Source organism: Achromobacter sp. NCFB-sbj8-Ac1-l, from assembly GCF_052695805.1.
In genome coordinates this window covers 4,067,418-4,088,269 of record NZ_CP199812.1, presented here as the reverse complement: position 1 = coordinate 4,088,269, position 20,852 = coordinate 4,067,418, and the positions used below count along the sequence as shown (strand labels likewise).

Here is a 20,852-nt window from a genome sequence, read left to right as displayed (position 1 = left end):
TTCGTCCATATCATTAGAGGTGAAATGATTTAATGTCGTATCATTTTTAGCGAAGCCATGTACCTAGAAATAAATTCGGGAGAAAACGATCATGACCCTGCGAATGACCCGCCGCCTGCTGCTGGCCCTGAGCCTGGGCCTGTTGGCCGCGTGTTCGGATTCTGGCGGCGACAAGACCGCGGCCGGCAAGGCGCCTGCGGCGGCCAACACGCTGGAGGCCGCCAAGGCAGCCGGCAAGATCCGCATTGGCTACGCCAACGAGGCGCCGTTCGCCTTCATGGACAGCAAAGAGGCCAAGGTCACGGGTGAATCCGTGGAAATTGCGCGGGTCGTGCTCAAGCGCATGGGCATCGACGAGGTCGAGGGCGTGCTGACCGAGTTCGGCTCGCTGATCCCGGGCCTGCAGGCCAAGCGCTTCGACATCATCGCGGCTGGCATGTACGTGACCCCCGAACGATGCGGCCAGGTGGCGTTTTCCGACCCCACCTATGGCGTGGGCGAGGCGTTCCTGGTCAAGCAGGGCAATCCCAAGAACCTGCACAGCTACGAAGACGTGGTGAAGAACCCCGACGCCAGGCTGGGCGTGGTGGTGGGCGCCATCGAGGGCGAATACGCCTCCAAGGTCAAGGTGCCGCCCGGCCAGGTGGTGGTGTTTCCCGATGCCGTCAGCGCGCTGTCCGGCGTGCAGGCGGGCCGCGCCGACGCCTATGCGGCAACCGCCCTGACCATCAATGACCTGATGGGCAAGACCGACGCCGGCAGTGGCCTGGAAAAGGCCGATCCGTTCACCGACCCCGTCATCGACGGCAAGGGCGTGCGAGGTTACGGCGCCTACGCCTTCCGCCCGGACGACAAGGCCTTTGCCGACGCCTTCAACGCCGAATTGGCCAAATTCATCGGCACCGACGAGCACAAGCAACTGGTGGCGCCGTTCGGTTTCACGCCCGAGGAATTGCCTCAGGGGGTCACGGCCGCCAAGCTCTGCGCCGGCCAATAGGAGGCGCCGATGCCGCTCATTCCCGAACATATCGCCGAGCTGGTGCCGCCGCTGCTGGAAGGGCTGTCGGTGACGCTGGAAATCATGGGGGGCGCCGTGGTGCTGGCCGTGCCGCTGGCGCTGGCCGCCGGCATCGGCCGCCTGTCGACGCTGCGGCCGGTGCGCTGGCTTGCGTCGATCTACGTTGAGGTCTTTCGCGGTACCTCGGCCCTGGTGCAGCTTTTCTGGTTCTATTTCGTGCTGCCGCTGTTTGGCGTGCAACTGCCGGCCATGCTGGTGGGCATCGTGGTGCTGGCGTTGAACGCCGGCGCCTACGGGGCGGAAGTGGTGCGCGGCGCGATCCGCGCCGTACCGCCGGGGCAGCGCGAGGCCGGCGTGGCGCTGAACCTGACGCGCGGCCAGATCATGCGCCGCATCGTCGTGCCGCAGGCCATTCCGGCCATGCTGCCGCCGGCCGGCAACCTGCTGATCGAATTGCTCAAGAACACCGCGCTGGTGTCGCTGATCACCATCACCGACCTGACGTTCCGTGGCCAGTTGCTGCGCAGTGAAACCTTGCGCACCACCGAGATCTTCGCGCTGATGCTGTTGATGTATTTCGCCGTGGCGCTCTTGATCACCGCGGGCGTGCGCCTGCTTGAACGGAGGGTCCGCGTCCGATGAAACCGATATTCGACTGGTCCTTCGCACTGGAAATCCTGCCCACCCTGGGCTCGGCGCTCATCATCACTATCCAGGCCACCGTGCTGGGCATGCTCGTGGCCGTGACGCTGGGCCTGGCGTTGGCCCTGCTGCGGCGCTCGCGCCTGGCCATCGTGTCGCTGCCCACGGCATTCGTGATCGAGTTCGTGCGCAGCACGCCGCTGCTGGTGCAGATGTATTTCCTGTTCTACGTGATGCCGCTGACCGGGGTGCAGATGTCGCCCCTGGCGACGGGCATCGTGGCGCTGGGGCTGCACTATGCGACCTATTGCGCCGAGGTCTACCGCGCCGGCATCGAGGCGGTGCCGCGCGGCCAGCTGGAAGCGGCCCGCGCCCTGAACATGTCGCCCTGGCGCACCGCGGTGGGCGTGGTGCTGCCGCAGGCGATTCCGCCGGTGGTGCCGGCGCTGGGCAATTACCTGGTGGCCATGTTCAAGGACACGCCGCTGCTGTCCGCCATCACCGTGGTGGAACTGCTGCAGCAAAGCAAGATGATCGGGTCCAGCACCTTCCGCTACACCGAACCCCTGACCCTGGTCGGCGCGCTGTTCCTGGCGCTCAGCCTGGTCGCGGCGTGGGGCGTGCGCGGCCTGGAGGCCCGACTGCAACGATACGGAGGAAAGCGATGAGCGCAAGCGTCACCATCAAGAACCTGCACAAGCGCTACGGCGATCTCGAGGTGCTGCGCGGCATCAACCTGGAGATCCCGGCCGGCCAGACCGTCGCGGTGATCGGGCCGTCGGGCTCGGGCAAATCGACGCTGCTGCGTGTGCTGATGACGCTGGACCGGCCCACCAGTGGCGATATCGAGATCGACGGCCAGGCCATGTGGACCGACGAACAGGGCCGTCCGGCCGGGCCCAATTCCGAACACCTGCGGCGCGTGCGCGGCAAGATCGGCATGGTGTTCCAGCACTTCAACCTGTTCCCGCACATGACCGCGCTGGGCAACACCATGGAAGCCCCGGTGCACGTGCTGGGCATGTCGCGCGACCAGGCGCGCGAGCGCGCCGTGGAATACCTGGACATGGTGGGCCTGGGCGACAAGCTGGACGTGTATCCCGCGCAGTTGTCGGGCGGGCAGAAGCAGCGCGTCGGCATTGCCCGCGCGCTGGCCATGTGTCCCGAGATCATGCTGTTCGACGAAGTCACGTCGGCGCTCGACCCCGAACTGGTGGGCGGCATCCTGCAGATCCTGCGTGACCTCGCGGCCCGGCGCAGCATGACCATGATCATCGTCACCCACCAGATGAAGTTCGCCGAACGCAGTTCCGACCGGACCCTGTTCTTCGACCAAGGCAACATCGTCGAGGACGCCGAGTCGCAGACGCTGTTCAGCGCGCCGAAAGAGGCGCGCACCCGGCAGTTCCTGGACAGCGTCATCGAAGGGCAGTAGGGCGGCCGGTTCACGGCTTGTCCCTTTAACCCTGTTGCGGCCGTTGGGATTTGCGGGCAGGTGCGGCGGGCGGCGCTATGCTGTGCATCCGCGTCCATCGCCCGGAGTTTCACGCATGAGTCACCTGTTCAGTCCCACGTCAGTCGGCAATGTCGACCTGGTCAATCGCATCGTCATCGCGCCCATGTGCGAGTACTCGGCCGAAGACGGCCGGGCCACCGATTGGCACATGATCCACCTGGGCCACCTGGCCCTGTCGGGCGCGGCGCTGCTGTTCACCGAAGCCACCGCCGTCGAAGCGGACGGCCGCATTTCCCCGGGCGACCTGGGGCTGTGGTCAGACGAAACCGAAGCCGCGCTGGGGCGGGTAGTGCAGGCGGTGCGCCGCTATTCGCCGATCAAGCTGGGCATCCAGCTGGGTCACGCCGGCCGCAAGGCGTCCAGCCATGCACCCTGGGAGGGCGGCCAACTGGTGCCGCCGGAACAGGGCGGCTGGCAAGGCTGGGCGCCGTCGGCGATTGCCCACAAGGCATCCGAGCCGCCGCCGCGCGTGCTGGACGCGGCCGGCCTGGCCCGGGTCCGCGATGCGTTCGTGGACAGCGCCCGCCGCGCCATCCGCCTGGGCTTTGACGCGATCGAGCTGCATGCCGCCCACGGCTACCTGCTGCATCAGTTCCTGTCGCCCCTGGCCAACCAGCGCGACGACGAATACGGCGGCTCGCTCGAAAACCGCATGCGCTTTCCGCTGGAAGTCTTTCGCGCGGTGCGCGAGGTCACGCCCGCCTCGGTAGCGCTGGGCGTGCGGGTGTCGGCCACCGACTGGGTCGATGGCGGCTGGGACCTGGAACAGACGCAGGCCTTTGCGCTACGCATCAAGGAATTGGGCGGCGAATTCATCGACGTGTCCAGCGGCGGCGTGTCGTCGCAGCAGCAGATTCCGGTGGGTCCCGGCTACCAGGTGCCGTTCGCCGATGCGATCAAGCGCGCGGTCGGCCTGCCCACCATCACCGTCGGCCTGATCACCGAGGCCCAGCAGGCCGAGGACATCCTGGCCAATGGCCAGGCCGACATGGTGGCGCTGGCCCGCGGCATGCTGTATGACCCGCGCTGGCCGTGGCATGCGGCCGCGCAACTGGGTGGCCAGGTCAGCGCACCGCGTCAGTACTGGCGGTCGCAGCCGCGCGAGCAAAAAGAACTGTTCGGCGATACGCGCTTCGGTCAACGCTAGCCGGCGCCGTCCCATCCAGGCCGAACCGCCATGAAAAACGCCGCTTTGCAAAAGCGGCGTTTTTCATGCGGCGTCGTGGTGCGAGGCTTACAGCTTGGTGTAGGCGGCTTGCAGTTCGCGGTGCAGCACGTCGGCAAAGCCGGCTTGCGACGCGTCATGTTGCGACAGCAGGCGGGCCAGCACGACGTTGTCTTCTTCGCCGTTCCAGATCTTGATGTAGGTGCCTTCCTTGTAGCCGTGCTGCTGGCGGAAGATGTTCAGCACGTTCTTGGAAACGTACTGGGTGTAGGCATCGTTCCAGGTCATCTCGCAGGCGGTCATGCTCTGTTCCAGCAGCTTGAAGCTGGCGCGGCCGCAGACGGCCAGGCCGCCGATCAGTTCCAGCAGTTCCGGCACGGCCAGGCTGGTCAGCGCGTAGCGCTGGCCATCCAGCGTCACCGAGGCCGGGCCGGCCAGGTCGGCCACCAGCGCGGCGGCGGCGGCATTGACGTCGCCCTTGGCCTGCACGATGGTGTGCGACAGGTAGAAATGCAGGATGTCGACCAGTTCCATCTGCACCTGGGGCAGGTCGATGGTCTGCTTTTTCCACCACTTCCAGCCGTAGTGCTCGAGTGCCTCGGCCGATTCGACGAAGGCGGCGCGCAGGAAGCGGGCGCCGCCGTTGATCCAGTCCGGATTGATCATGCTGTTCAAGTCGCCTTGCAGCTTCAGCATCGTGGCCGCCTGGGCCTGGTTCAATCCGACAACGTTGTTCACTTTCACTCCGGTATTCATGGGGTCTTTCGACGGCGGCGGAAATGTTAGCACCAATGCGTGGGGGGCCAGGCGCCGCCGTCGGCGTTCAGCCGTCCTTGCGGTACGACGTGGTCTTGAGCGGCGGCAGTTTGCCCAGCGGCTGCTTGCGCGGGTCGCGCGCCCCGCTGGCGGCCTTGAACAGCATGAACGCAAAGAAGGCCAGGAACACCGCCGGCATCAGCTCGTCCAGGTCGAAGTGCGGCGCGCGCAGCGCCCTGAATGCGATGTTGACCGCGGCCCAGCCGGCGATGGCCCCGGCAATGGTCAACACGATACCCAGCTTGCGCTGGCGTGCGCGCTTGGCCATGGACACCGTGGCGGCGTCTTCCTGGCCGGGCACGCCCGCCAGCGGGGCGGGTTCGGCGCGGCGCGATTGCAGCGGCGGGGGCGCGGATTTGCCCCAGGTCAGGTCGTACAGCGAATCCTGGGCAGGCTGGGATGCCGGCGCGGCGGCCGGCGTGCCGGCCTGGCGGCGCTTGGCCTCGGCCTTGTCAGGTACCCGGCCGGGCGAGGCGCCGCCGGCGCGCGACAGGTTTTCGACGTAGCGCGCGAAGTCGCCGTTTTTCGGCTCCATATCTATTGCCATGCTCTTCTCCGGGCGGGCCTGATGACGACGGGTCGGGCCCTAGTTGCCGCGGCGCGCCCGCGCCGGTTGCCGGCGTTTGCGCATCATCGCGACCAGAAGCCCGAATCCTAGCAGCACTGAGAAGCCCGCGCCGATCATCATGGCGATCTGCTGCGCGTTTTCGGCGGCGCCCAGGCTGCGCGCCGTGATGTAGCCTGGCGCCAGCATCAGCGGCATCCACAAGATGGCCGACGCGACGTTGGCCAGCTGGAAGCGGCCGTGGGCCATGCCCATCACGCCGGCCACCGTCGGGATGGTCGAGCGGATGGGGCCCAGGAAGCGACCGATCAGCACCGAGGCAAAGCCATAGCGGTAGAAGAACAGCCGGGCGCGGGCCACGGCGGTGCGCTGCTGCTTGAGCGGCCAGCGGCGCAGCACGTTCGGGCCGGCCCAGCGGCCCAGGCCATAGGACAGGGCATCGCCCACGATGGCGCCGGCGATGCCCCAGGCCAGGATGCTCCAGAGGTCCAGCGTGCCCGCGCCGATCAGGCCGCCGGTCAGCAGCATCAGTGCCGTGGCCGGAATGAACAGGCCCAGCAGCACCATGGATTCGCCCAGCGTCAGCAGGAAAGTGATGGGCCCGGCCCAGGCCTGGTTGGTTTCGATCAGCAGGCCGATCTTGTCGATATAGTGGTCCATGAGGCTGAAGTTGAAAATTAGCTGAATGCAATCGGGTATCTTAACGCCTGCATCGTGGACGGCACGTGAAAATGGCGGCCACCGGAAGGCTATCGTCGGAGTTCTATGGATTCGGTTACACAAGCCGTGCTGGGCGCGGGCATACAGGGGGCGCTGCTGGGGCGCGTGCAGGGGCGCCGGGCGCTGTTCTATGGCGCCGCGCTGGCCACCTTGCCGGACCTGGACGTGCTGATGCGCTACCCCGACCCGGTGTCGTTGATGACCTATCACCGCGGGTTCTCGCATTCGATCTTCGTCCTGACCGGGCTGGCCGCACTGCTGACCTGGCTGATCCGCAAGTACTGGCCGCAGGCGCCCTACAGCGGCAGGCGCCTGTTCCTGACCTTGTGGCTGGTGTTGGTGACGCATCCACTCCTGGACGCGTTCACCGTCTATGGCACCCAGCTGTTCTGGCCGATCCCGTCCATTCCCGAAAGCTGGTCGGCGGTCTTCATCATCGATCCCCTCTACACCGTGCCCTTGTTGCTGGCCGCGGTGTACGCCACGGCGGTCGGCATGACGCGCAGCGCTCGCCGCGTCCTGGCAGGGGCGCTGGTGTTCAGCACGGCCTATCTGGGCTTCGGGCTGGCGGGCCGCATTGCTGCCGAGCACCGGGTGCGCGACGCCATGCAGGCGCAAGGCATCGCCGTCACCGAGCTGCGGGCCATGCCCATGCCGCTGAACACGCTGCTGTGGCGCGTCATCGCCAAGACGCCCGACGGCCACTACTACGAGGCCGTCAGCAGTTGGTTTGATGGCGCGGTGCCCGAGTTTGTGCGTCAGCCGCTCAACCTGGACGCCGGCCAGGCGTTGGCGGGCGTCCCGCTGCACGAGCGGCTGCGCTGGTTCACCGATGACTGGCTGCGCTATGACGTGATGGGCGATGCGCTGGTGGTGACCGACCTGCGCATGGGCATGGCGGGTCATTACAACTTCCGCTTCAAGATGGCCGACCGGGGGCCGGATGGGGCCTGGCGGGCGATCACCCCGTCGCGTTGGCCGGGGGAGCGGGGCGGTTGGGCCGAACTGAAGTTGGTGCTGGCCCGCATCCTGCACGCCCAGCCGCCGCTGCCGTTGGCGCAGTGGGCGGAAAAGGCGTCGCCCTAGCGCCTGCCGCGTCCGACTGCCTGGCTGGCAAGCCCCTCTGCGTCGTCCGCGAGGGGCTTTTGTTTTTGGCCGCCCTGGATTATTCTTGTTCGCTATTAAGGAACAGTAGTTCCGTTTTATGGAACATTTATGAGTATTCTAGACGGCGTCCAGCGCGTGCTGTCGCTCTATGCGGACGGCGTGGCCGAGTTGAGCTTCACCGACGTGGCGCAGCGGCTGGCCATGCCCAAGAGCACGGCATCGCGCCTGCTGAACCAGATGGAGCATTACGGCATGCTGGATCAGGACGCGGCCACGCGCCGCTATCGCCCGGGCGTGTTGTTGACGCAGGCGGTGCGCGCCGGCCAGCACGCCACGCCGCTGGACGAGGCCTGCCGCAAGGTGCTGGTCCGTCTGTCCGAAGACAGCGGCCTGACCGCCTATCTGTCCACCCTGAACCAGCGCGAAACCGTGGTGTTGCAACGCCTGAACGGTTCGCATCCGGTGCAGGTGCTGTCCCCGCCTGGTTCGCGCCGCGCCGCGTCCGGCACGGCGATGGGGCGCGCGCTGCTGTCGCGGCTGACGCCGACCGAATTCGAGGCGCTGTATGGCGCCGATCCGTCGGCACCCCTGCAGGTGGAGGGCAAGGATTGCCCTGCCACCGTCGGCGAGCTGGCCCAGCGCGTGGCGCAGGTCCGTGCCGATCATTACGGAGTCGCCATCGATCAGGCCATGCCCGGTATCGGCGCCGTGGCCGCGGCCGTGCGCGATCCGGCCACCGGCGAGCTGCGCGGCCTGTGCCTGTCGTTCGTGTCCTTCCAGGCCGACGCCGCCCGCGTGGCGACCCTGCGTGAATCCCTGACCCAGCAGGTCGCGGCGTTGGGCCGCGAATTGAACGATCCCTATTGGCTCGGCTGACGCCGGGCCTGATTCCCTTGACCGACATTGCCGTATCCCGGCCGCGCCCGCGCGGCATCCGACTTACCGATTCCAAGGAACCTCTCTCATGAACCTTCTGCTTCTCAGCAATTCCAGCAGCGACGCCGGCTATCTGGTGCACGCGTTGCCCGACATCCGCGAACTGATCGAATCGCTGCCGGCCGGGGCCAAGGCCGTGTTCGTGCCGTTCGCGGGCGTGACGCGCAACTGGGACGACTACACCGCGCTGGTCGTGTCGGCGCTGGCCGATACGGCCCTGGACATCCAGGGGCTGCATCGCGCCGCCGATCCCGTGGCCGCGCTGGAAGCGGCTGCGGTCATCATCGTGGGTGGCGGCAACACCTTCAATCTGCTGGGCCAGTTGCGCCGCCAGGGCCTGCTCGACGTGGTGGCCCGCCGTGTGCGTGAAGGCGCCGCCTACCTGGGCTGGAGCGCTGGCTCCAACCTGGCATGCCCCAGCATCTGCACCACCAACGACATGCCCATCACCGACCCCGAAGGGTTCGATGCGCTGGGCCTGCTGTCGTTCCAGATCAATCCGCACTACACCAACGCCCACCCGCCCGGACATCGCGGCGAGACTCGCGCGCAGCGCCTGGCCGAATTCTGCACCTTGAACCCGACCATGCCGGTGCTGGGCCTGCCGGAAGGCGCGGCGCTGCGCGTGCGCGACCAGGCCGTCGCATTGGTCGGCCCGCACGACGCGCCGTTGTTCCTCGGGCATGCCGAACCCCAGGTGTTCCGCCCCGGTCCGCTGGAGATTCCGGCATGAAGCAAGTCATCGATACCATCGAGCTGCTGTCCTCGGCCCACATCACGGGCGAAGCCGTCGCGCAGCACCTGCGCGCAGCCGGCCATTGCCAGGTCGACGTGACCCACCTGGAACGCGACGGCGCCGCCACCGACTTCCTGTCCATCGTCATCCCGGGCGCGGATGACGCCGCGCCGCAGTTGGGCATCATCGGCCGCCTGGGCGGTATCGGTGCACGCCCGGCGGTCACCGGCCTGGTGTCCGACAGCGATGGCGCGGTGGTCGCCATTGCCGCCGCACTCAAGCTGATGGCCATGGCGCGCCAGGGCGACGTGCTGCCCGGCACCGTGCGCATCCGCACCCACATCTGCCCGCGCGCCGGCACCCGTCCGCACCATCCCGTGCCGATGATGAAGTCGCCCTTTCCCATGCGCGAAATGATGTCGCACGAAGTCGACCCGCGCATGGACGCCATTCTCTCGGTCGACACCACCCGCGGCAACCGGCTCGTGAACCAGCGCGGCGTGGCGCTCACGCCCGTGGCCAGGCAGGGCTACCTGCTGCGCATTCCGGAAACCATGCTGGACGTCATGGGCTGGGTCAGCGGCGAACTGCCGCTGACGCTGCCGCTCACCACGCAGGACATCACGCCCTACGAAAACGGCCTGTCGCACGTCAATTCGCTGATGCAGCCCACCATCGTCACCGACGCGCCCGTCGTGGGCGTGGCCCTGACCGCGCAGACCGCCGTGCCGGGTTGCGCCACGGGCGTGACCAACGCCGTGGATGCCGATGTCGCCATGCGCTTCTGCATCGAAATCGCCAAACTGTTCGGCCAGGGCGCCATGACCTTCGTCGACGCGGCGGAGTGGGACGTGCTGCAAAGCCGCTATGGTTCCCTGGCGCACTTGCAGACCACCGGTATCGAACCCGGGGGTGCCCAATGAGCGCGCACGCGCCACGCCGCGTCGCGTTCTTCACCATCGGCCAATCGCCGCGCAGCGATGTGGTGCCCGAAATGGCGCCCTTGCTGGGCGCGCACGTGCAGATCGACGAGTTCGGGGCCCTGGATGGCCTGGACGCCGCCGCGTTGGCCGCGCTGGCGCCGCGTCCGGGCGAATACCGTTTCGCGACGCGGCTGCGCGACGGGGCGCAGATCGAACTGGACGCGGCCGCCGCCGAAGCCCGCCTGGCGCAGGTGATGCGCCAGGCCGACGCCTCCGGCTACGACGTGCTGGTGCCCTTGTGTACCGGCACGGCGATTGCCCCGATGCGCACGCTGGTGATCGAACCGCAGCAGGTCGTGGACCATCTGGTCGCGGGCTTGTCGCAGCACTGCCGCAAGGTAGGGCTGGTGGTGCCGCTGGCCGCCCAGGTCGATGCCTTCCATCTGGCCGTCCCGCTGGAATGCCAGGCGAGCGTGGTACACGCCTCGCCCTATGAATCCGACGCGGACCGCGCCGCAATCCATTTCGCGCAGGCCGGCCGTGACCTGGCCGACTGCGATTTCATCATCATGCACTGCATGGGTTACGCCGAGCGCATGCGGCAGGCGGTGGCAACGGCGTCTGGGCGTCCGGTGCTGCTGTCCAACCGCCTGGTTGCACAGACGCTCGCACAATTATTGGTCTAAGGGGAAACCACTTCATGTTCCGCAGCACTTTGCATCGCGCCATGGGCGCACTGTTCATCGCCAGCTCGCTGGCGGCCGCGCCGGCCTTGGCCACCGACGCCTGGAAACCGACCAAGCCGATCCGCCTGCTGGTGGGATTTGCGCCCGGCGGCTCCGCCGATACGCTGGCTCGCCTGCTGGCCGAACCGCTGTCGCAGCGCCTGGGCCAGACCGTCGTGGTCGAGAACCTGGCGGGCGCCGGTGGCAACATCATGGCGTACCGCCTGTCGCAGTCGCAGCCCGACGGCTACACCATCGGCATCGCCGCTGCCGGCTCCATGGCCATCACGCACGTGCTCAACCCCAAGGGCACCAACTACAAGCCGGCCGACTTCACGCCGATTACCTTGGCAGCGGTGCAGCCCAACGTCGTCATCGTCAACAAGGACGTACCGGCCAACAACCTGGCCGAATTGAAGGACTACTTCCAGAAGACGCCCACCGCCACCTACGGCACGGCCGGCGTCGGCATTTCGAACCACCTGATCGCCGAGACCATGCTGTACAAGATGGGCGTGAAGGTGCCGCACGCGGCTTACCGCGGTGCCGCCCCGGTCATCACTGACCTGCTGGGCGGTCACATCGCCATGACGATGGACAACATCTCCACCGCCGCGCCGCTGGCCAGCCAGGGCAAGGTCAAGGCCATCGCCGTGGCCTCGCTCAAGCGCTCGGCGCAGTTGCCCAACGTGCCCACGCTGGACGAACAAGGCCTGAAGGGCTTCGACATGCCGACCTGGCAGGGTGTGTTCGCGCCGGCCGGCGTGCCGGCCGATGTGCTGGCCGCCTACTACGCCGCGCTGCAGGACGTGCTCAAGCAACCGGCGGTGATCGAGAAGATGGCGGGCCTGGGCTCGGAACCGGTCACGGGCATGACGCCCGAGAAGTTCGGCCAGTTCCTGGACAACGACCGCAAGCAATGGGCCGACATCGTGCGCGCGGCCAACATCAGCCTGGAGCAGTAGCGCAGGCTGGCAATGCCGGCATCGGGATCAGGCCTGGCCGGCTTCGTGCCGTGCGGCGCGGGTGGGTCAGGCCGGCAGGCGCGCGGCGATCTCGGCGATCAGGCGGCGTGCGGCGTCCAGCTTGTCGGCGGCCGGCAGCGGGTGCGCGCCCTGGGCGTCGAACAGCACCAGTTCGGTCGTGTCGGCGTCCATGACTTTGTGCGCCAGGTTGCCGACCAGCAGCGGTATGCCCTTGCGTGCGCGCTTGGCCTCGGCGTGCTCAGCCAGCTTTTCGGTTTCGGCGGCAAACCCCACGCACCAGGGGCCGTCTTTCAGCTTGGCCACTTCGGCCAGGATGTCGGGGTTGGGTTCGAATTCCATCAGCGGCGCGCCGCCGCCTTCGCTGGTTTTCTTGAGCTTTTGCGTGCTGACGTTCTTCACGCGCCAATCGGCCACGGCAGCAACCGCAATGAAGATGTCGGCATCGGTAGCGCTGGCCATCACGGCATCGTGCATCTGGCGGGCGGTAGTGACCGACAGCGCGGTGACGCCGCGCGGCACGGGCAGGGCCGTGGCGCCGGTGATGAGGGTGACGCGGGCGCCGGCTTCGCGCGCGGCGCGGGCCAGCGCATAGCCGGTCTTGCCCGACGAACGATTGCTCAGCACGCGCACCGGGTCCACGGGTTCGGATGTGGGGCCTGCCGTCAGCAGCACGTGGCGTCCGGCCAGCAGCTTGGGCTGGAAGAAGGCGATCAGGTCGGTCAGGATTTCGTGCGCTTCCAGCATGCGCCCGTCGCCGGTTTCGCCACAGGCCTGTTCGCCCGCCGACGGCCCCAATATGCTGATGCCGTCGGCGCGCAATTGCGCCACGTTGCGCTGGGTCGCCGGGTTGGCCCACATCTCGCGGTTCATGGCGGGGGCCACCAGCAGCGGGCAGGCGCGCGCCACGCACAGGGTGGACAGCAGGTCGTCGGCCATGCCATGCGCCAGCTTGGCCATGAAGTCCGTGCTGGCGGGGGCGATCAGCACGGCGTCGGCGCCGCGCGTCAGGTCGATGTGCGCCATGTTGTTGGGCACGCGGGCGTCCCAGGCGTCGACGAACACCGGGCGGCCCGACAGGGCCTGCATGGTGACGGGGGTGATGAAGTGCGTGGCGGCTTCGGTCATCACGACATCGACCGTGGCGCCTTGTTCGGTCATGCGCCGCACCAGCTCGGCGATTTTGTAGCAGGCGATGCCCCCGGTCAGGCCGAGGACGATGCGTTTGCGGGCGAGGTCGAGCATGAGGGTCGGACAGCGGGCAAGCGCCGTCAAATCAAGGAACGGACAGTGATTTTATTCTGCATTGCGGTATTGCGCCGTTCGCCATGCCGATAGGGGGCGTCAAACAAGACAAAACCCGGCCATCGGCCGGGTTTTCGGGGGCGGGCGGGGACGGGAATCAGGCCCGCGGCTTGCGCGCCCGCAGCAGTTCGTCCAGCACCAGCAGCACCGCGCCGCAACTGATGCCCACGTCCGCCAGGTTGAAGGCGGGGAAATACCAGTCGCGCCAATAAAACAGCAGGAAGTCCACCACGTGGCCATAGACTACGCGGTCGATCACGTTGCCGATGGCGCCGCCCAGGATCAGCGTCAGGGCCAGGCAGAACCGCGGCTGGCCGCGGGTGCGGCGCAGGATCACGGTAATGACCACGGCAGCCACGATGCCCAGCGCCGTGAACAACCAGCGCTGCCAGCCTTCTTCGGACGCCAGGAAGCTGAACGCCGCGCCGCGGTTGAACAGCAGCGTGAAGTCGAAGAACGGCAGCAGGTTCAGGCGTTCGCCGTACTGGTACGAGGTGTTGAAGTACACCTTGGTCAGCTGGTCCAGCACGATGATCGCCAGGGCGATCGCCAGCCAGCGGCCCACCTTGGCGGGGGGCGCGCTGGCGGCCGCGGACGCGGTGGCGCCTTGCGGGGCGGGGCCGGCCATGCTCAGGCCTTGTCGCGGGCTTCGCCCGAGCCGAACAGGTTGGACACGCAGCGGCCGCAGATCTCGGGGTGGTCCGGATCCTGGCCCACGTCCAGGCGCCAGTGCCAGCAGCGTTCGCACTTCTTGTGCGTCGACGGCGTGACCTGGATGCGGGTTTCGCCTTCACCGGCGTGCACGGTGGCGCGCGAGACGATCAGCACGAAGCTCAGGTCGTCGCCCAGGCTGGCCAGCAGTTGCTGGTCTTCGCCGTTGGCGTACAGGTCCACTTCGGCCTGCAGCGACGAACCGATGTCGCCGGCCGTGCGCACTTCTTCCAGCTTGCGCTGGACCTCGGCGCGAATGGCGCGCAGGCGCGTCCACTTGGCCGACAGGGCCTCGGCGTCCGCGAACGGCGGCAGCGCGTGGTAGACCTCGGTGAAGATGGTCACGCGGGCCGCGTCGGCCTGGTGCTTCAGGGCCGATGCCACCAGTTCCTTCCAGGCTTCTTCGGCCGTGAACGACAGGATCGGCGCCATCAGCTTGAGCAGCGTCTGGGTGATGTCCAGCAGCGCGGTCTGGGCCGAACGGCGGGCCACGCTGCCCACGGCCGACGTGTACAGGCGGTCTTTCAGGATGTCCAGGTAGAACGCGCCCAGGTCTTCCGAGCAGAATGTCTGCAGGCGCGACACGGCCGGGTGGAAGTCGTAGCGTTCGTAGTTGGCCTGGACTTCGGCCTGCATCTGCGCGGTCATGGCCAGCGCGTAGCGGTCGATCTCGAACAGGTCGCCGTAGGGCACGGACTGCGACACGGCGTCGAAGTCGGCCAGGTTGGCCAACAGGAAGCGCAGCGTGTTGCGGATGCGGCGGTAGCCTTCGACCACGCGCTTGAGGATCTCGTCGGAAATCGACAGTTCGCCCGAATAGTCGGTGGACGCCACCCACAGGCGCAGGATTTCCGCGCCCAGCGAGTCGGACACCTTTTGCGGGGCGATCACGTTGCCGACCGACTTGCTCATCTTGCGGCCCTGGCCGTCCACCACGAAGCCGTGCGTCAGCAGGGCCTTGTAGGGCGGTTGGCCGTACAGCATGCAGCCGGTCAGCAGCGACGAATGGAACCAGCCGCGATGCTGGTCCGAGCCTTCCAGGTACAGGTCGGCGGGCCAGGCGAGCTCGGCGCCGTGCGAACCGGCAAAGGCGTGGTCCTTGCCGCCCAGCACGGTGGCGTGGGTGCTGCCGGAATCGAACCAGACGTCCAGCGTGTCGCGGTTCTTTTCGTATTGGTCGGCCTCGTCGCCCAGCAACTCGCGCGGGTCCAGCGCCTGCCAGGCCTCGATGCCGCCTTGTTCGACGCGTTGCGCCACCTGTTCAAGCAGCTCGGACGTGCGCGGATGCAGCTCGCCGGTTTCCTTGTGCACGAAGAACGCCATCGGCACGCCCCATTGGCGCTGGCGCGACAGGGTCCAGTCCGGACGGTTGGCGATCATGGCGTGCAGGCGGGCACGGCCCCAGGCCGGGTAGAAGGCCGTGGCGTCGATGCCGGCCAGCGCCGACTCGCGCAGGGTCGGGCCGCCGTCTTTCGGGGCCACGTCCATGCCGGCGAACCACTGGCTGGTGGCGCGGTAGATGATGGGCGTCTTGTGGCGCCAGCAGTGCATGTAGCTGTGCTTGTGCTTTTCGACATGCATCAGCGCGCCGGCTTCGGTCAGGGCCTCGACGATCTTGGGGTTGGCATCCCAGATGGACAGGCCGCCGAACAGCGCCAGGCTGTCGACGTACTTGCCGTCGCCCATGACCGGGCTGATGAAGTCGGTGTCTTTCATGCCGTGCGCCTTGCACGAGATGAAGTCTTCGATACCGTAGGCGGGGGCCGAGTGCACCACGCCGGTGCCCGAATCGGCCGTGACGTAGTCGCCCAGGTAGACGGGCGACTTGCGGTCGTAGGCGGCGTCGAACCGGGCCAGCGGGTGGCGGAATTCAATGCCCGACAGGGCGGCGCCCGGGGCGGTGGCGATGACTTCGCCTTCCAGGCCCCACGATTTCAGGCAGGCTTCGACGCGTTCGCGGGCGACCAGCAGCAGGGGGCCGAACTTGGGCACGGGCGATACGCGCACCAGCGCGTATTCGATTTCCGGGTGCACGTTCAGGGCCTGGTTGGACGGGATGGTCCAGGGCGTGGTGGTCCAGATGACGATGGCGCCGTCATCCACCGCGTCCAGGCCGAAGGCCTGGGCCAGCTTGGCCGGTTCGGCAAACGGGAACGCCACGTCCACCGCCGGGTCGACGCGGTCGGCGTATTCGACTTCGGCTTCGGCCAGCGCCGAACCACAGTCGAAACACCAGTTCACGGGCTTCAGGCCACGGAACACGTAACCCTTGTCCAGGATGCTGCCCAGCGCGCGGATTTCGTCGGCTTCATTGCTGAAGTTCATCGTCATGTACGGACGATCCCATTCACCCAGCACGCCCAGGCGCTTGAAATCCTTGCGCTGGCGGTCGATCTGCTCGAGCGCGTAGGCTCGGGCCTTGGACTGCACTTCGGCCACGGGCAGGTGCTTGCCGTACTTCTTTTCGATCTGGATCTCGATCGGCATGCCGTGGCAATCCCAGCCCGGCACGTAGTGCGCGTCGTAGCCGGCCATGTTGCGGCTCTTGACGATGATGTCCTTCAGGATCTTGTTGACCGCGTGACCGATGTGGATGTCGCCGTTGGCGTAGGGCGGGCCGTCGTGCAGCACGAAGCGCGGGCGGCCTTTGCTGGCGGCGCGGATCGCCTGGTAGACGTGGTTTTCCTCCCACTGCGTAATCCAGGCGGGCTCGCGCTTGGCGAGGTCGCCCCGCATGGGGAAGGGGGTATCGGGCAGGTTGAGGGTCTTTTTATAGTCCATGAACGGCAAAATAGGCGCGCGCGTTTCGCGCGTCTTCGGCGATGGCGGCAGTCAGGGAAGGGAGGTCAGGAAACTTTTCTTCGTCCCGCAGCTTGTGCAGGAACTCGACACGCACGAGTTTACCGTATGCGTTGACGGTCTCGTCGAGCAGGTGTGACTCAAGCAGCACGCGGCCGCGGTCTTCGACCGTGGGGCGCACGCCCAGGCTGGCCACGGCCGGCAGGGCGCGGTCGCCCAGGCCATATACCTGCACCACGTAAATGCCCGAACGGGCCGCGCAGCGCTCGGCCACCCGCAGGTTCATCGTGGGAAAGCCCAGGGTGCGGCCCAGTTTCTGGCCGTGGATCACGTGGCCGCTGATATGGTAGGGGTGGCCCAACAGGTGGCGGGCCCGGTCCAGGTCGCCGACCGCCAGCGCGGTACGGACTTCCGAACTCGAAATGCGGTGGCCGTGGCGGTCGGTCACGTCGGCCAGGGTCTGGACCTCGAAGCCATGGCGCAGGCCGGCTTCGCGCAGCAGGTCGATGTCGCCGCTGCGCTTGTGGCCGAAGCGGAAGTCTTCGCCCACCAGCAGCCACTTGGCGTTCAGCCCCCGCACCAGCAGGTTTTCGATGAACGCGTTGGCCGACATTTCGGCCAGGCGGGCATTGAATCGCTCGACCACGACCTGGGCGACGCCGTAGCGCGCCAGCGCCGCCAGTTTGTCACGCAGGCCGGAAATGCGCGTGGGCGCCAGTTCCGGACGGTGGTTCAGCGTGGCGAAATACTCGCGGGGGTGCGGCTCGAAAGTCATCACCGCCGGGGTCAGCTCGCGCTCGCGGGCAACCTGGCAGACGCGCGCCAGCATGGCCTGGTGGCCGCGGTGGACGCCGTCGAAATTGCCGATGGTCAGCGCGCAAGGGGCGCGCTGAGCGGGCGGAGGAAGGGATCGGTAGATACGCAGCGATGGTTTCACGAGCGAGAGTTTACAATTTTGGATTACGGGATTGTTCGACATCCCCAATTTGGATTGGTCATCTTGCCGGAAACTTCTACTACACAGCGCCGCATTGTCATCCTGATCTCAGGGCGCGGCAGCAACATGCAGGCGCTGGTCCAGGCCTGCCGCGAGCAGGGCTGGCCCGCCCGCGTCGCGGCCGTCATTGCCAGCCGGCCCGATGCAGGCGGCCTCGAATGGGCGGCCAGCCAGGGTATCGCCACGGCCGCGCTGTACCACAAGGACTACGCCAGCCGCGAAGCCTTCGACGCCGCGTTGGCCGCTGAAATCGACCTGCACGAACCCGACTTCGTCATCCTGGCCGGCTTCATGCGCGTCCTGACGCCCGGGTTCGTCAACCGCTACGCCGGCCGGCTGGTCAATATCCATCCGTCGCTGCTGCCCGCGTTCCCCGGGCTGCACACGCACGCCCAGGCCTTGGCCACCGGCGTGCGGGTGCACGGCTGTACCGTGCATTTCGTCACCCCGGTGCTGGACCACGGTCCCATCATCGCTCAGGGCTGCGTGCCGGTCCTGGCCGGCGACACCCCGGAAATGCTGGCCAACCGCGTGCTGGAGGTAGAACATCAGGCTTTTCCCGCCGCCGTGCGCTGGCTGGCTGAAGGCCGGGTTACCCTGACAAGCGACCACCGGGTGGACGTGCAGGGCGATCCCGACCGCCTGTTCACCTGGTCCGCGGCGTCCTGAGCCGCGACCCTTACACCTCGCGGGCCGCCCGACGGCCCTGCATCGCATTTATCGGGCGCAATCCCTGCGCCCCACTGGAATACACCATGAGCAAACCCCAATCTCCGCGTTCCCGCCCGGCCGGCGCCCCGAGGGCAGCCTCCGAAGGCCGCGACGGTCGGTCCTTCTTCTCGCGCCCCAAGGGCGAGGCCCGCGATGCCGCCCCGCGCGAACGCGCCCCGCGTGACGAACGCGCTGGCGGCCGCGAAGAACGCGGCTCGTTCGGATCCGAGCGCCGCGAAGAACGCGGCAATTTCGGCGCCGAGCGTCGCGAAGGCCAAGGCCGTCCGACTCCCCGTCCGTCCTATGACGCGCCCCGCGGCGACAACCGGGGCGGCCAGCGGGGTTCCTTCGGCTCCGAGCGCCGCGAAGGGCAGGGCCGCCCGGCCCCCCGTCCTTCCTACGACGCCCCGCGTGGCGACAGCCGGGGCGGCGAGCGCGGCTCGTTCGGCTCGGACCGCCGCGAAGGCCAGGGCCGTCCGGACTCCCGCCCGTCCTATGGCGGCCCGCGTGGCGACAGCCGGGGCGGCGAGCGCGGCTCGTTCGGCTCGGACCGCCGCGAAGGCCAGGGCCGCCCGGATTCCCGCCCGTCCTACGGCGCCCCGCGTGGCGATAGCCGTGGCGGCGAACGTGGTTCGTTCGGTTCGGACCGCCGCGAAGGCCAGGGCCGCCCGGATTCGCGCCCGTCCTACGGCGCCCCGCGTGGCGATAGCCGTGGCGGCGAACGTGGTTCGTTCGGTTCGGACCGCCGCGAAGGCCAGGGCCGCCCGGATTCCCGCCCGTCCTACGGCGCCCCGCGCGGCGACAGCCGCGGCGGCGAACGTGGTTCCTTCGGTTCGGACCGCCGCGAAGGCCAGGGCCGCTCGGACTCCCGCCCGTCCTACAACGGCCCGCGTGACGACGCCGGCCACGGCCAGCGTGAAGCCGCGCCGCAGAAACCGCAATTCAACCGACCGCGCCTGTCGTACGCCGCCAGCCGCATCGACCAGGTGCAGCGCGTCCTGGGCGAGATACTGCAATGGACCTACCCGGCCGATGCCGCGCTGTCGCACTGGCTGCGTCATCACCCCGGCCTGGGCGCGCGTGACCGCTCGGAAGTCGCCGAAGCCGTCTATGACGTGCTGCGCCACCTGCGCCGCTACCGCCAGTTCGGCGAAAGCGGCGTCGGCCCTGCCTCGCGCCGCCTGGCCATCCTGGGCCTGGCCGCGACGCTGGGCGTGGACGCATTGGAAGAGGGCATGGATGCCGGCGAAGCCGCGTGGCTCAAGCGCGTCAACCAGATCGACCTGGCGACGCTGCCACGCGCCGTGCGCGGCAGCATTCCCGACTGGCTGGACGAGCGCCTGGGTGCCATGGACAGCCCCGAAACCTTGATCGAAGCGCTGAACCGCCAGGCCAGCCTGGACCTGCGCGTGAATCCGCTCAAGGTCGAGCGCGATGCCATGCTGACCGAACTGCAGCAAAGCGCCGGTCGCTACGAACCCGTCGCCATGCCGTTCTCGCCCTGGGGCATCCGCATGGAAGGCCGCCCGGCGATCAACCGCTGGCCGCAATTCGAAAACGGCAGCATCGAAGTGCAGGACGAAGGCAGCCAGCTGCTGGCCCTGCTCGTAGCCCCGCGCCGCGGCGAAATGATCATCGACTTCTGCGCCGGCGCCGGCGGCAAGACCCTGCTGCTGGGCGCGCTGATGCGTTCGACCGGCAGGCTCTACGCCTTCGACGTGTCGGCCGCCCGCCTGGCCCGCGCCAAGCCGCGCTTTGCTCGCAGCGGCCTGTCCAACGTGGTGCCGGTGGTCATCGACAGCGAAAACGATGCCCGCGTCAAACGCCTGGCCGGCAAGGCCCAGCGCGTGCTGGTCGACGCTCCGTGCAGCGGCATCGGCACCTTGCGCCGCAACCCAGACCTGAAATGGCGCCAGCACCCCGAGGCGCTGGCCGAACTGGGCCAGTTGCAGGAACGCATCCTGAACAGCGCGGCGCGTTGCGTGGCCCCGGGCGGCCGCCTGGTGTACGCCACCTGCAGCCTGCTGGCCGAAGAAAACGAAGTGCAGGCCGAACGTTTCCTGGCCAGCCACCCCGACTTCGAGCGCCTGGACGCGGCCGAAATCCTCGCGGCGCGCTGCGAAAACCTGAAGCTGGACGGCCCCTACGTCCAGCTGCGCCCCGACGTTCATGGCACCGACGGCTTCTTTGCCGCTGTGTTCGAACGCCGCAAGAAAGCCTCCGCCGCCCTGGAAACCGAGGCCCAGGCCGAGGTCGACGCAGAAGCGGACGCCGTGGGTACGGTTCAAGGCGGTGCCGAGGCAGAGGCCGAGGCGGTCGTGCAGGCTGCCCAGGCCGAAGCCGAAGTGGTTCTGGCGGAAGTGGAGTCGGTTCAGGCTGAAGCCACTCAGGTGGCTGACGAGGCCGATGCGGCGGAACCTGCCGACGCCGAACCGGCCCCGGTCAAGCCCGCCGACGCCAAGCCCGCGGCTTGACGG

The 20,852-nt window shown here is 67.8% G+C and carries 20 protein-coding genes; 13 read left to right on the top strand and 7 right to left on the bottom strand.

From position 1 onward, the window contains the following. Positions 1-91: 91 nt before the first annotated feature. The 5 genes from ehuB (at position 92) to ACUDP5_RS18780 (ending at position 4,323) form a co-directional block, all read left to right on the top strand. The gene (gene ehuB / locus ACUDP5_RS18800) at positions 92-997 is read left to right on the top strand and encodes an ectoine/hydroxyectoine ABC transporter substrate-binding protein EhuB (RefSeq protein WP_263910948.1); all 906 of its coding nucleotides are present in this window, start codon (positions 92-94) and stop codon (positions 995-997) included. Between the two features lie 9 nt (positions 998-1,006). Next, on the top strand, positions 1,007-1,660 hold the full coding sequence (gene ehuC, locus ACUDP5_RS18795; RefSeq protein WP_445656875.1) for an ectoine/hydroxyectoine ABC transporter permease subunit EhuC: 654 nt from the start codon (positions 1,007-1,009) through the stop codon (positions 1,658-1,660). Continuing rightward, a complete protein-coding gene (gene ehuD, locus ACUDP5_RS18790; protein ID WP_263910946.1) occupies positions 1,657-2,328 on the top strand; it encodes an ectoine/hydroxyectoine ABC transporter permease subunit EhuD in 672 nt (223 codons plus the stop codon). The genes ehuC and ehuD overlap by 4 nt, the downstream gene beginning before the upstream one ends. Then, complete coding sequence (gene ehuA / locus ACUDP5_RS18785) at positions 2,325-3,095, top strand: ectoine/hydroxyectoine ABC transporter ATP-binding protein EhuA (RefSeq protein ID WP_263910944.1); 771 nt, start codon at positions 2,325-2,327, stop codon at positions 3,093-3,095. Before ehuD ends, ehuA begins: the two co-directional genes overlap by 4 nt. A 115-nt stretch (positions 3,096-3,210) precedes the next feature. Then, positions 3,211-4,323 (top strand): NADH:flavin oxidoreductase/NADH oxidase, encoded by a 1,113-nt coding sequence (locus ACUDP5_RS18780; protein ID WP_445656874.1) that lies wholly within the window; start codon positions 3,211-3,213, stop codon positions 4,321-4,323. Positions 4,324-4,410: 87 nt separating this feature from the next. Here the strand turns inward: ACUDP5_RS18780 and ACUDP5_RS18775 are convergent, their stop codons facing one another. From ACUDP5_RS18775 to ACUDP5_RS18765, 3 genes are all read right to left on the bottom strand, one after another. Further along, the gene (locus tag ACUDP5_RS18775) at positions 4,411-5,097 is read right to left on the bottom strand and encodes a dUTPase (RefSeq protein WP_263910940.1); all 687 of its coding nucleotides are present in this window, start codon (positions 5,095-5,097) and stop codon (positions 4,411-4,413) included. Between the two features lie 67 nt (positions 5,098-5,164). Then, on the bottom strand, positions 5,165-5,704 hold the full coding sequence (locus tag ACUDP5_RS18770) for a hypothetical protein (protein ID WP_445656873.1): 540 nt from the start codon (positions 5,702-5,704) through the stop codon (positions 5,165-5,167). 39 nt (positions 5,705-5,743) lie between these two features. Beyond that, complete coding sequence (locus ACUDP5_RS18765) at positions 5,744-6,382, bottom strand: DedA family protein (protein WP_263910938.1); 639 nt, start codon at positions 6,380-6,382, stop codon at positions 5,744-5,746. Between the two features lie 105 nt (positions 6,383-6,487). Between ACUDP5_RS18765 and ACUDP5_RS18760 the strand changes: the two genes are divergently transcribed. From ACUDP5_RS18760 to ACUDP5_RS18735, 6 genes are all read left to right on the top strand, one after another. Next, positions 6,488-7,528: a metal-dependent hydrolase gene (locus tag ACUDP5_RS18760; protein ID WP_263910937.1), complete on the top strand. Its 1,041-nt coding sequence runs from the start codon at positions 6,488-6,490 to the stop codon at positions 7,526-7,528. 129 nt (positions 7,529-7,657) lie between these two features. Further along, the gene (locus tag ACUDP5_RS18755; protein WP_445656872.1) at positions 7,658-8,425 is read left to right on the top strand and encodes an IclR family transcriptional regulator; all 768 of its coding nucleotides are present in this window, start codon (positions 7,658-7,660) and stop codon (positions 8,423-8,425) included. A gap of 88 nt (positions 8,426-8,513) precedes the next feature. Then, positions 8,514-9,218, top strand: coding sequence for a dipeptidase PepE (pepE, locus tag ACUDP5_RS18750; protein ID WP_445656871.1), 705 nt, complete (start codon positions 8,514-8,516; stop codon positions 9,216-9,218). Then, a complete protein-coding gene (locus ACUDP5_RS18745; protein ID WP_263910933.1) occupies positions 9,215-10,144 on the top strand; it encodes a DUF1177 domain-containing protein in 930 nt (309 codons plus the stop codon). The genes pepE and ACUDP5_RS18745 overlap by 4 nt, the downstream gene beginning before the upstream one ends. Beyond that, positions 10,141-10,830, top strand: coding sequence for an AroM family protein (locus tag ACUDP5_RS18740; protein ID WP_445656870.1), 690 nt, complete (start codon positions 10,141-10,143; stop codon positions 10,828-10,830). Before ACUDP5_RS18745 ends, ACUDP5_RS18740 begins: the two co-directional genes overlap by 4 nt. A gap of 14 nt (positions 10,831-10,844) precedes the next feature. Continuing rightward, positions 10,845-11,834, top strand: coding sequence for a tripartite tricarboxylate transporter substrate binding protein (locus tag ACUDP5_RS18735; RefSeq protein WP_263910930.1), 990 nt, complete (start codon positions 10,845-10,847; stop codon positions 11,832-11,834). A gap of 66 nt (positions 11,835-11,900) precedes the next feature. Here the strand turns inward: ACUDP5_RS18735 and coaBC are convergent, their stop codons facing one another. The 4 genes from coaBC to ACUDP5_RS18715 all read right to left on the bottom strand — a co-directional run bounded on the left by coaBC (position 11,901) and on the right by ACUDP5_RS18715 (position 17,604). Beyond that, positions 11,901-13,097, bottom strand: a complete 1,197-nt coding sequence (gene coaBC / locus ACUDP5_RS18730; RefSeq protein WP_263910929.1) for a bifunctional phosphopantothenoylcysteine decarboxylase/phosphopantothenate--cysteine ligase CoaBC — start codon at positions 13,095-13,097, stop codon at positions 11,901-11,903. Positions 13,098-13,254: 157 nt separating this feature from the next. Beyond that, positions 13,255-13,785: a signal peptidase II gene (gene lspA / locus ACUDP5_RS18725; protein ID WP_263910927.1), complete on the bottom strand. Its 531-nt coding sequence runs from the start codon at positions 13,783-13,785 to the stop codon at positions 13,255-13,257. 2 nt (positions 13,786-13,787) lie between these two features. After that, positions 13,788-16,649, bottom strand: a complete 2,862-nt coding sequence (gene ileS, locus ACUDP5_RS18720; protein WP_445656869.1) for an isoleucine--tRNA ligase — start codon at positions 16,647-16,649, stop codon at positions 13,788-13,790. Then, positions 16,639-17,604 carry a bifunctional riboflavin kinase/FAD synthetase gene (locus ACUDP5_RS18715; RefSeq protein ID WP_263910925.1) on the bottom strand — a complete coding sequence of 322 codons (966 nt, stop codon included), beginning with the start codon at positions 17,602-17,604 and terminating at the stop codon, positions 16,639-16,641. Before ACUDP5_RS18715 ends, ileS begins: the two co-directional genes overlap by 11 nt. A gap of 63 nt (positions 17,605-17,667) precedes the next feature. On the opposite strand from ACUDP5_RS18715, the gene purN reads away from it, so the two are divergent. Together purN and ACUDP5_RS18705 are read left to right on the top strand one after the other, a co-directional pair. Beyond that, positions 17,668-18,333 carry a phosphoribosylglycinamide formyltransferase gene (gene purN / locus ACUDP5_RS18710; protein ID WP_263910924.1) on the top strand — a complete coding sequence of 222 codons (666 nt, stop codon included), beginning with the start codon at positions 17,668-17,670 and terminating at the stop codon, positions 18,331-18,333. Positions 18,334-19,361: 1,028 nt separating this feature from the next. Then, a complete protein-coding gene (locus tag ACUDP5_RS18705) occupies positions 19,362-20,849 on the top strand; it encodes an RsmB/NOP family class I SAM-dependent RNA methyltransferase (RefSeq protein ID WP_445659190.1) in 1,488 nt (495 codons plus the stop codon). Positions 20,850-20,852 lie beyond the last annotated feature (3 nt).

Excerpts from the sequence above, each read along its gene's own strand:
- ehuB (WP_263910948.1), top strand. The coding sequence starts at position 92 with ATGACCCTGCGAATGACCCGCCGCCTGCTGCTGGCCCTGAGCCTGGGC.
- ehuC (WP_445656875.1), top strand. The coding sequence starts at position 1,007 with ATGCCGCTCATTCCCGAACATATCGCCGAGCTGGTGCCGCCGCTGCTG.
- ehuD (WP_263910946.1), top strand. The coding sequence starts at position 1,657 with ATGAAACCGATATTCGACTGGTCCTTCGCACTGGAAATCCTGCCCACC.
- ehuA (WP_263910944.1), top strand. The coding sequence starts at position 2,325 with ATGAGCGCAAGCGTCACCATCAAGAACCTGCACAAGCGCTACGGCGAT.
- ACUDP5_RS18780 (WP_445656874.1), top strand. The coding sequence starts at position 3,211 with ATGAGTCACCTGTTCAGTCCCACGTCAGTCGGCAATGTCGACCTGGTC.
- ACUDP5_RS18775 (WP_263910940.1), bottom strand. The coding sequence starts at position 5,097 with ATGAATACCGGAGTGAAAGTGAACAACGTTGTCGGATTGAACCAGGCC.
- ACUDP5_RS18770 (WP_445656873.1), bottom strand. The coding sequence starts at position 5,704 with ATGGCAATAGATATGGAGCCGAAAAACGGCGACTTCGCGCGCTACGTC.
- ACUDP5_RS18765 (WP_263910938.1), bottom strand. The coding sequence starts at position 6,382 with ATGGACCACTATATCGACAAGATCGGCCTGCTGATCGAAACCAACCAG.
- ACUDP5_RS18760 (WP_263910937.1), top strand. The coding sequence starts at position 6,488 with ATGGATTCGGTTACACAAGCCGTGCTGGGCGCGGGCATACAGGGGGCG.
- ACUDP5_RS18755 (WP_445656872.1), top strand. The coding sequence starts at position 7,658 with ATGAGTATTCTAGACGGCGTCCAGCGCGTGCTGTCGCTCTATGCGGAC.
- pepE (WP_445656871.1), top strand. The coding sequence starts at position 8,514 with ATGAACCTTCTGCTTCTCAGCAATTCCAGCAGCGACGCCGGCTATCTG.
- ACUDP5_RS18745 (WP_263910933.1), top strand. The coding sequence starts at position 9,215 with ATGAAGCAAGTCATCGATACCATCGAGCTGCTGTCCTCGGCCCACATC.
- ACUDP5_RS18740 (WP_445656870.1), top strand. The coding sequence starts at position 10,141 with ATGAGCGCGCACGCGCCACGCCGCGTCGCGTTCTTCACCATCGGCCAA.
- ACUDP5_RS18735 (WP_263910930.1), top strand. The coding sequence starts at position 10,845 with ATGTTCCGCAGCACTTTGCATCGCGCCATGGGCGCACTGTTCATCGCC.
- coaBC (WP_263910929.1), bottom strand. The coding sequence starts at position 13,097 with ATGCTCGACCTCGCCCGCAAACGCATCGTCCTCGGCCTGACCGGGGGC.
- lspA (WP_263910927.1), bottom strand. The coding sequence starts at position 13,785 with ATGGCCGGCCCCGCCCCGCAAGGCGCCACCGCGTCCGCGGCCGCCAGC.
- ileS (WP_445656869.1), bottom strand. The coding sequence starts at position 16,649 with ATGGACTATAAAAAGACCCTCAACCTGCCCGATACCCCCTTCCCCATG.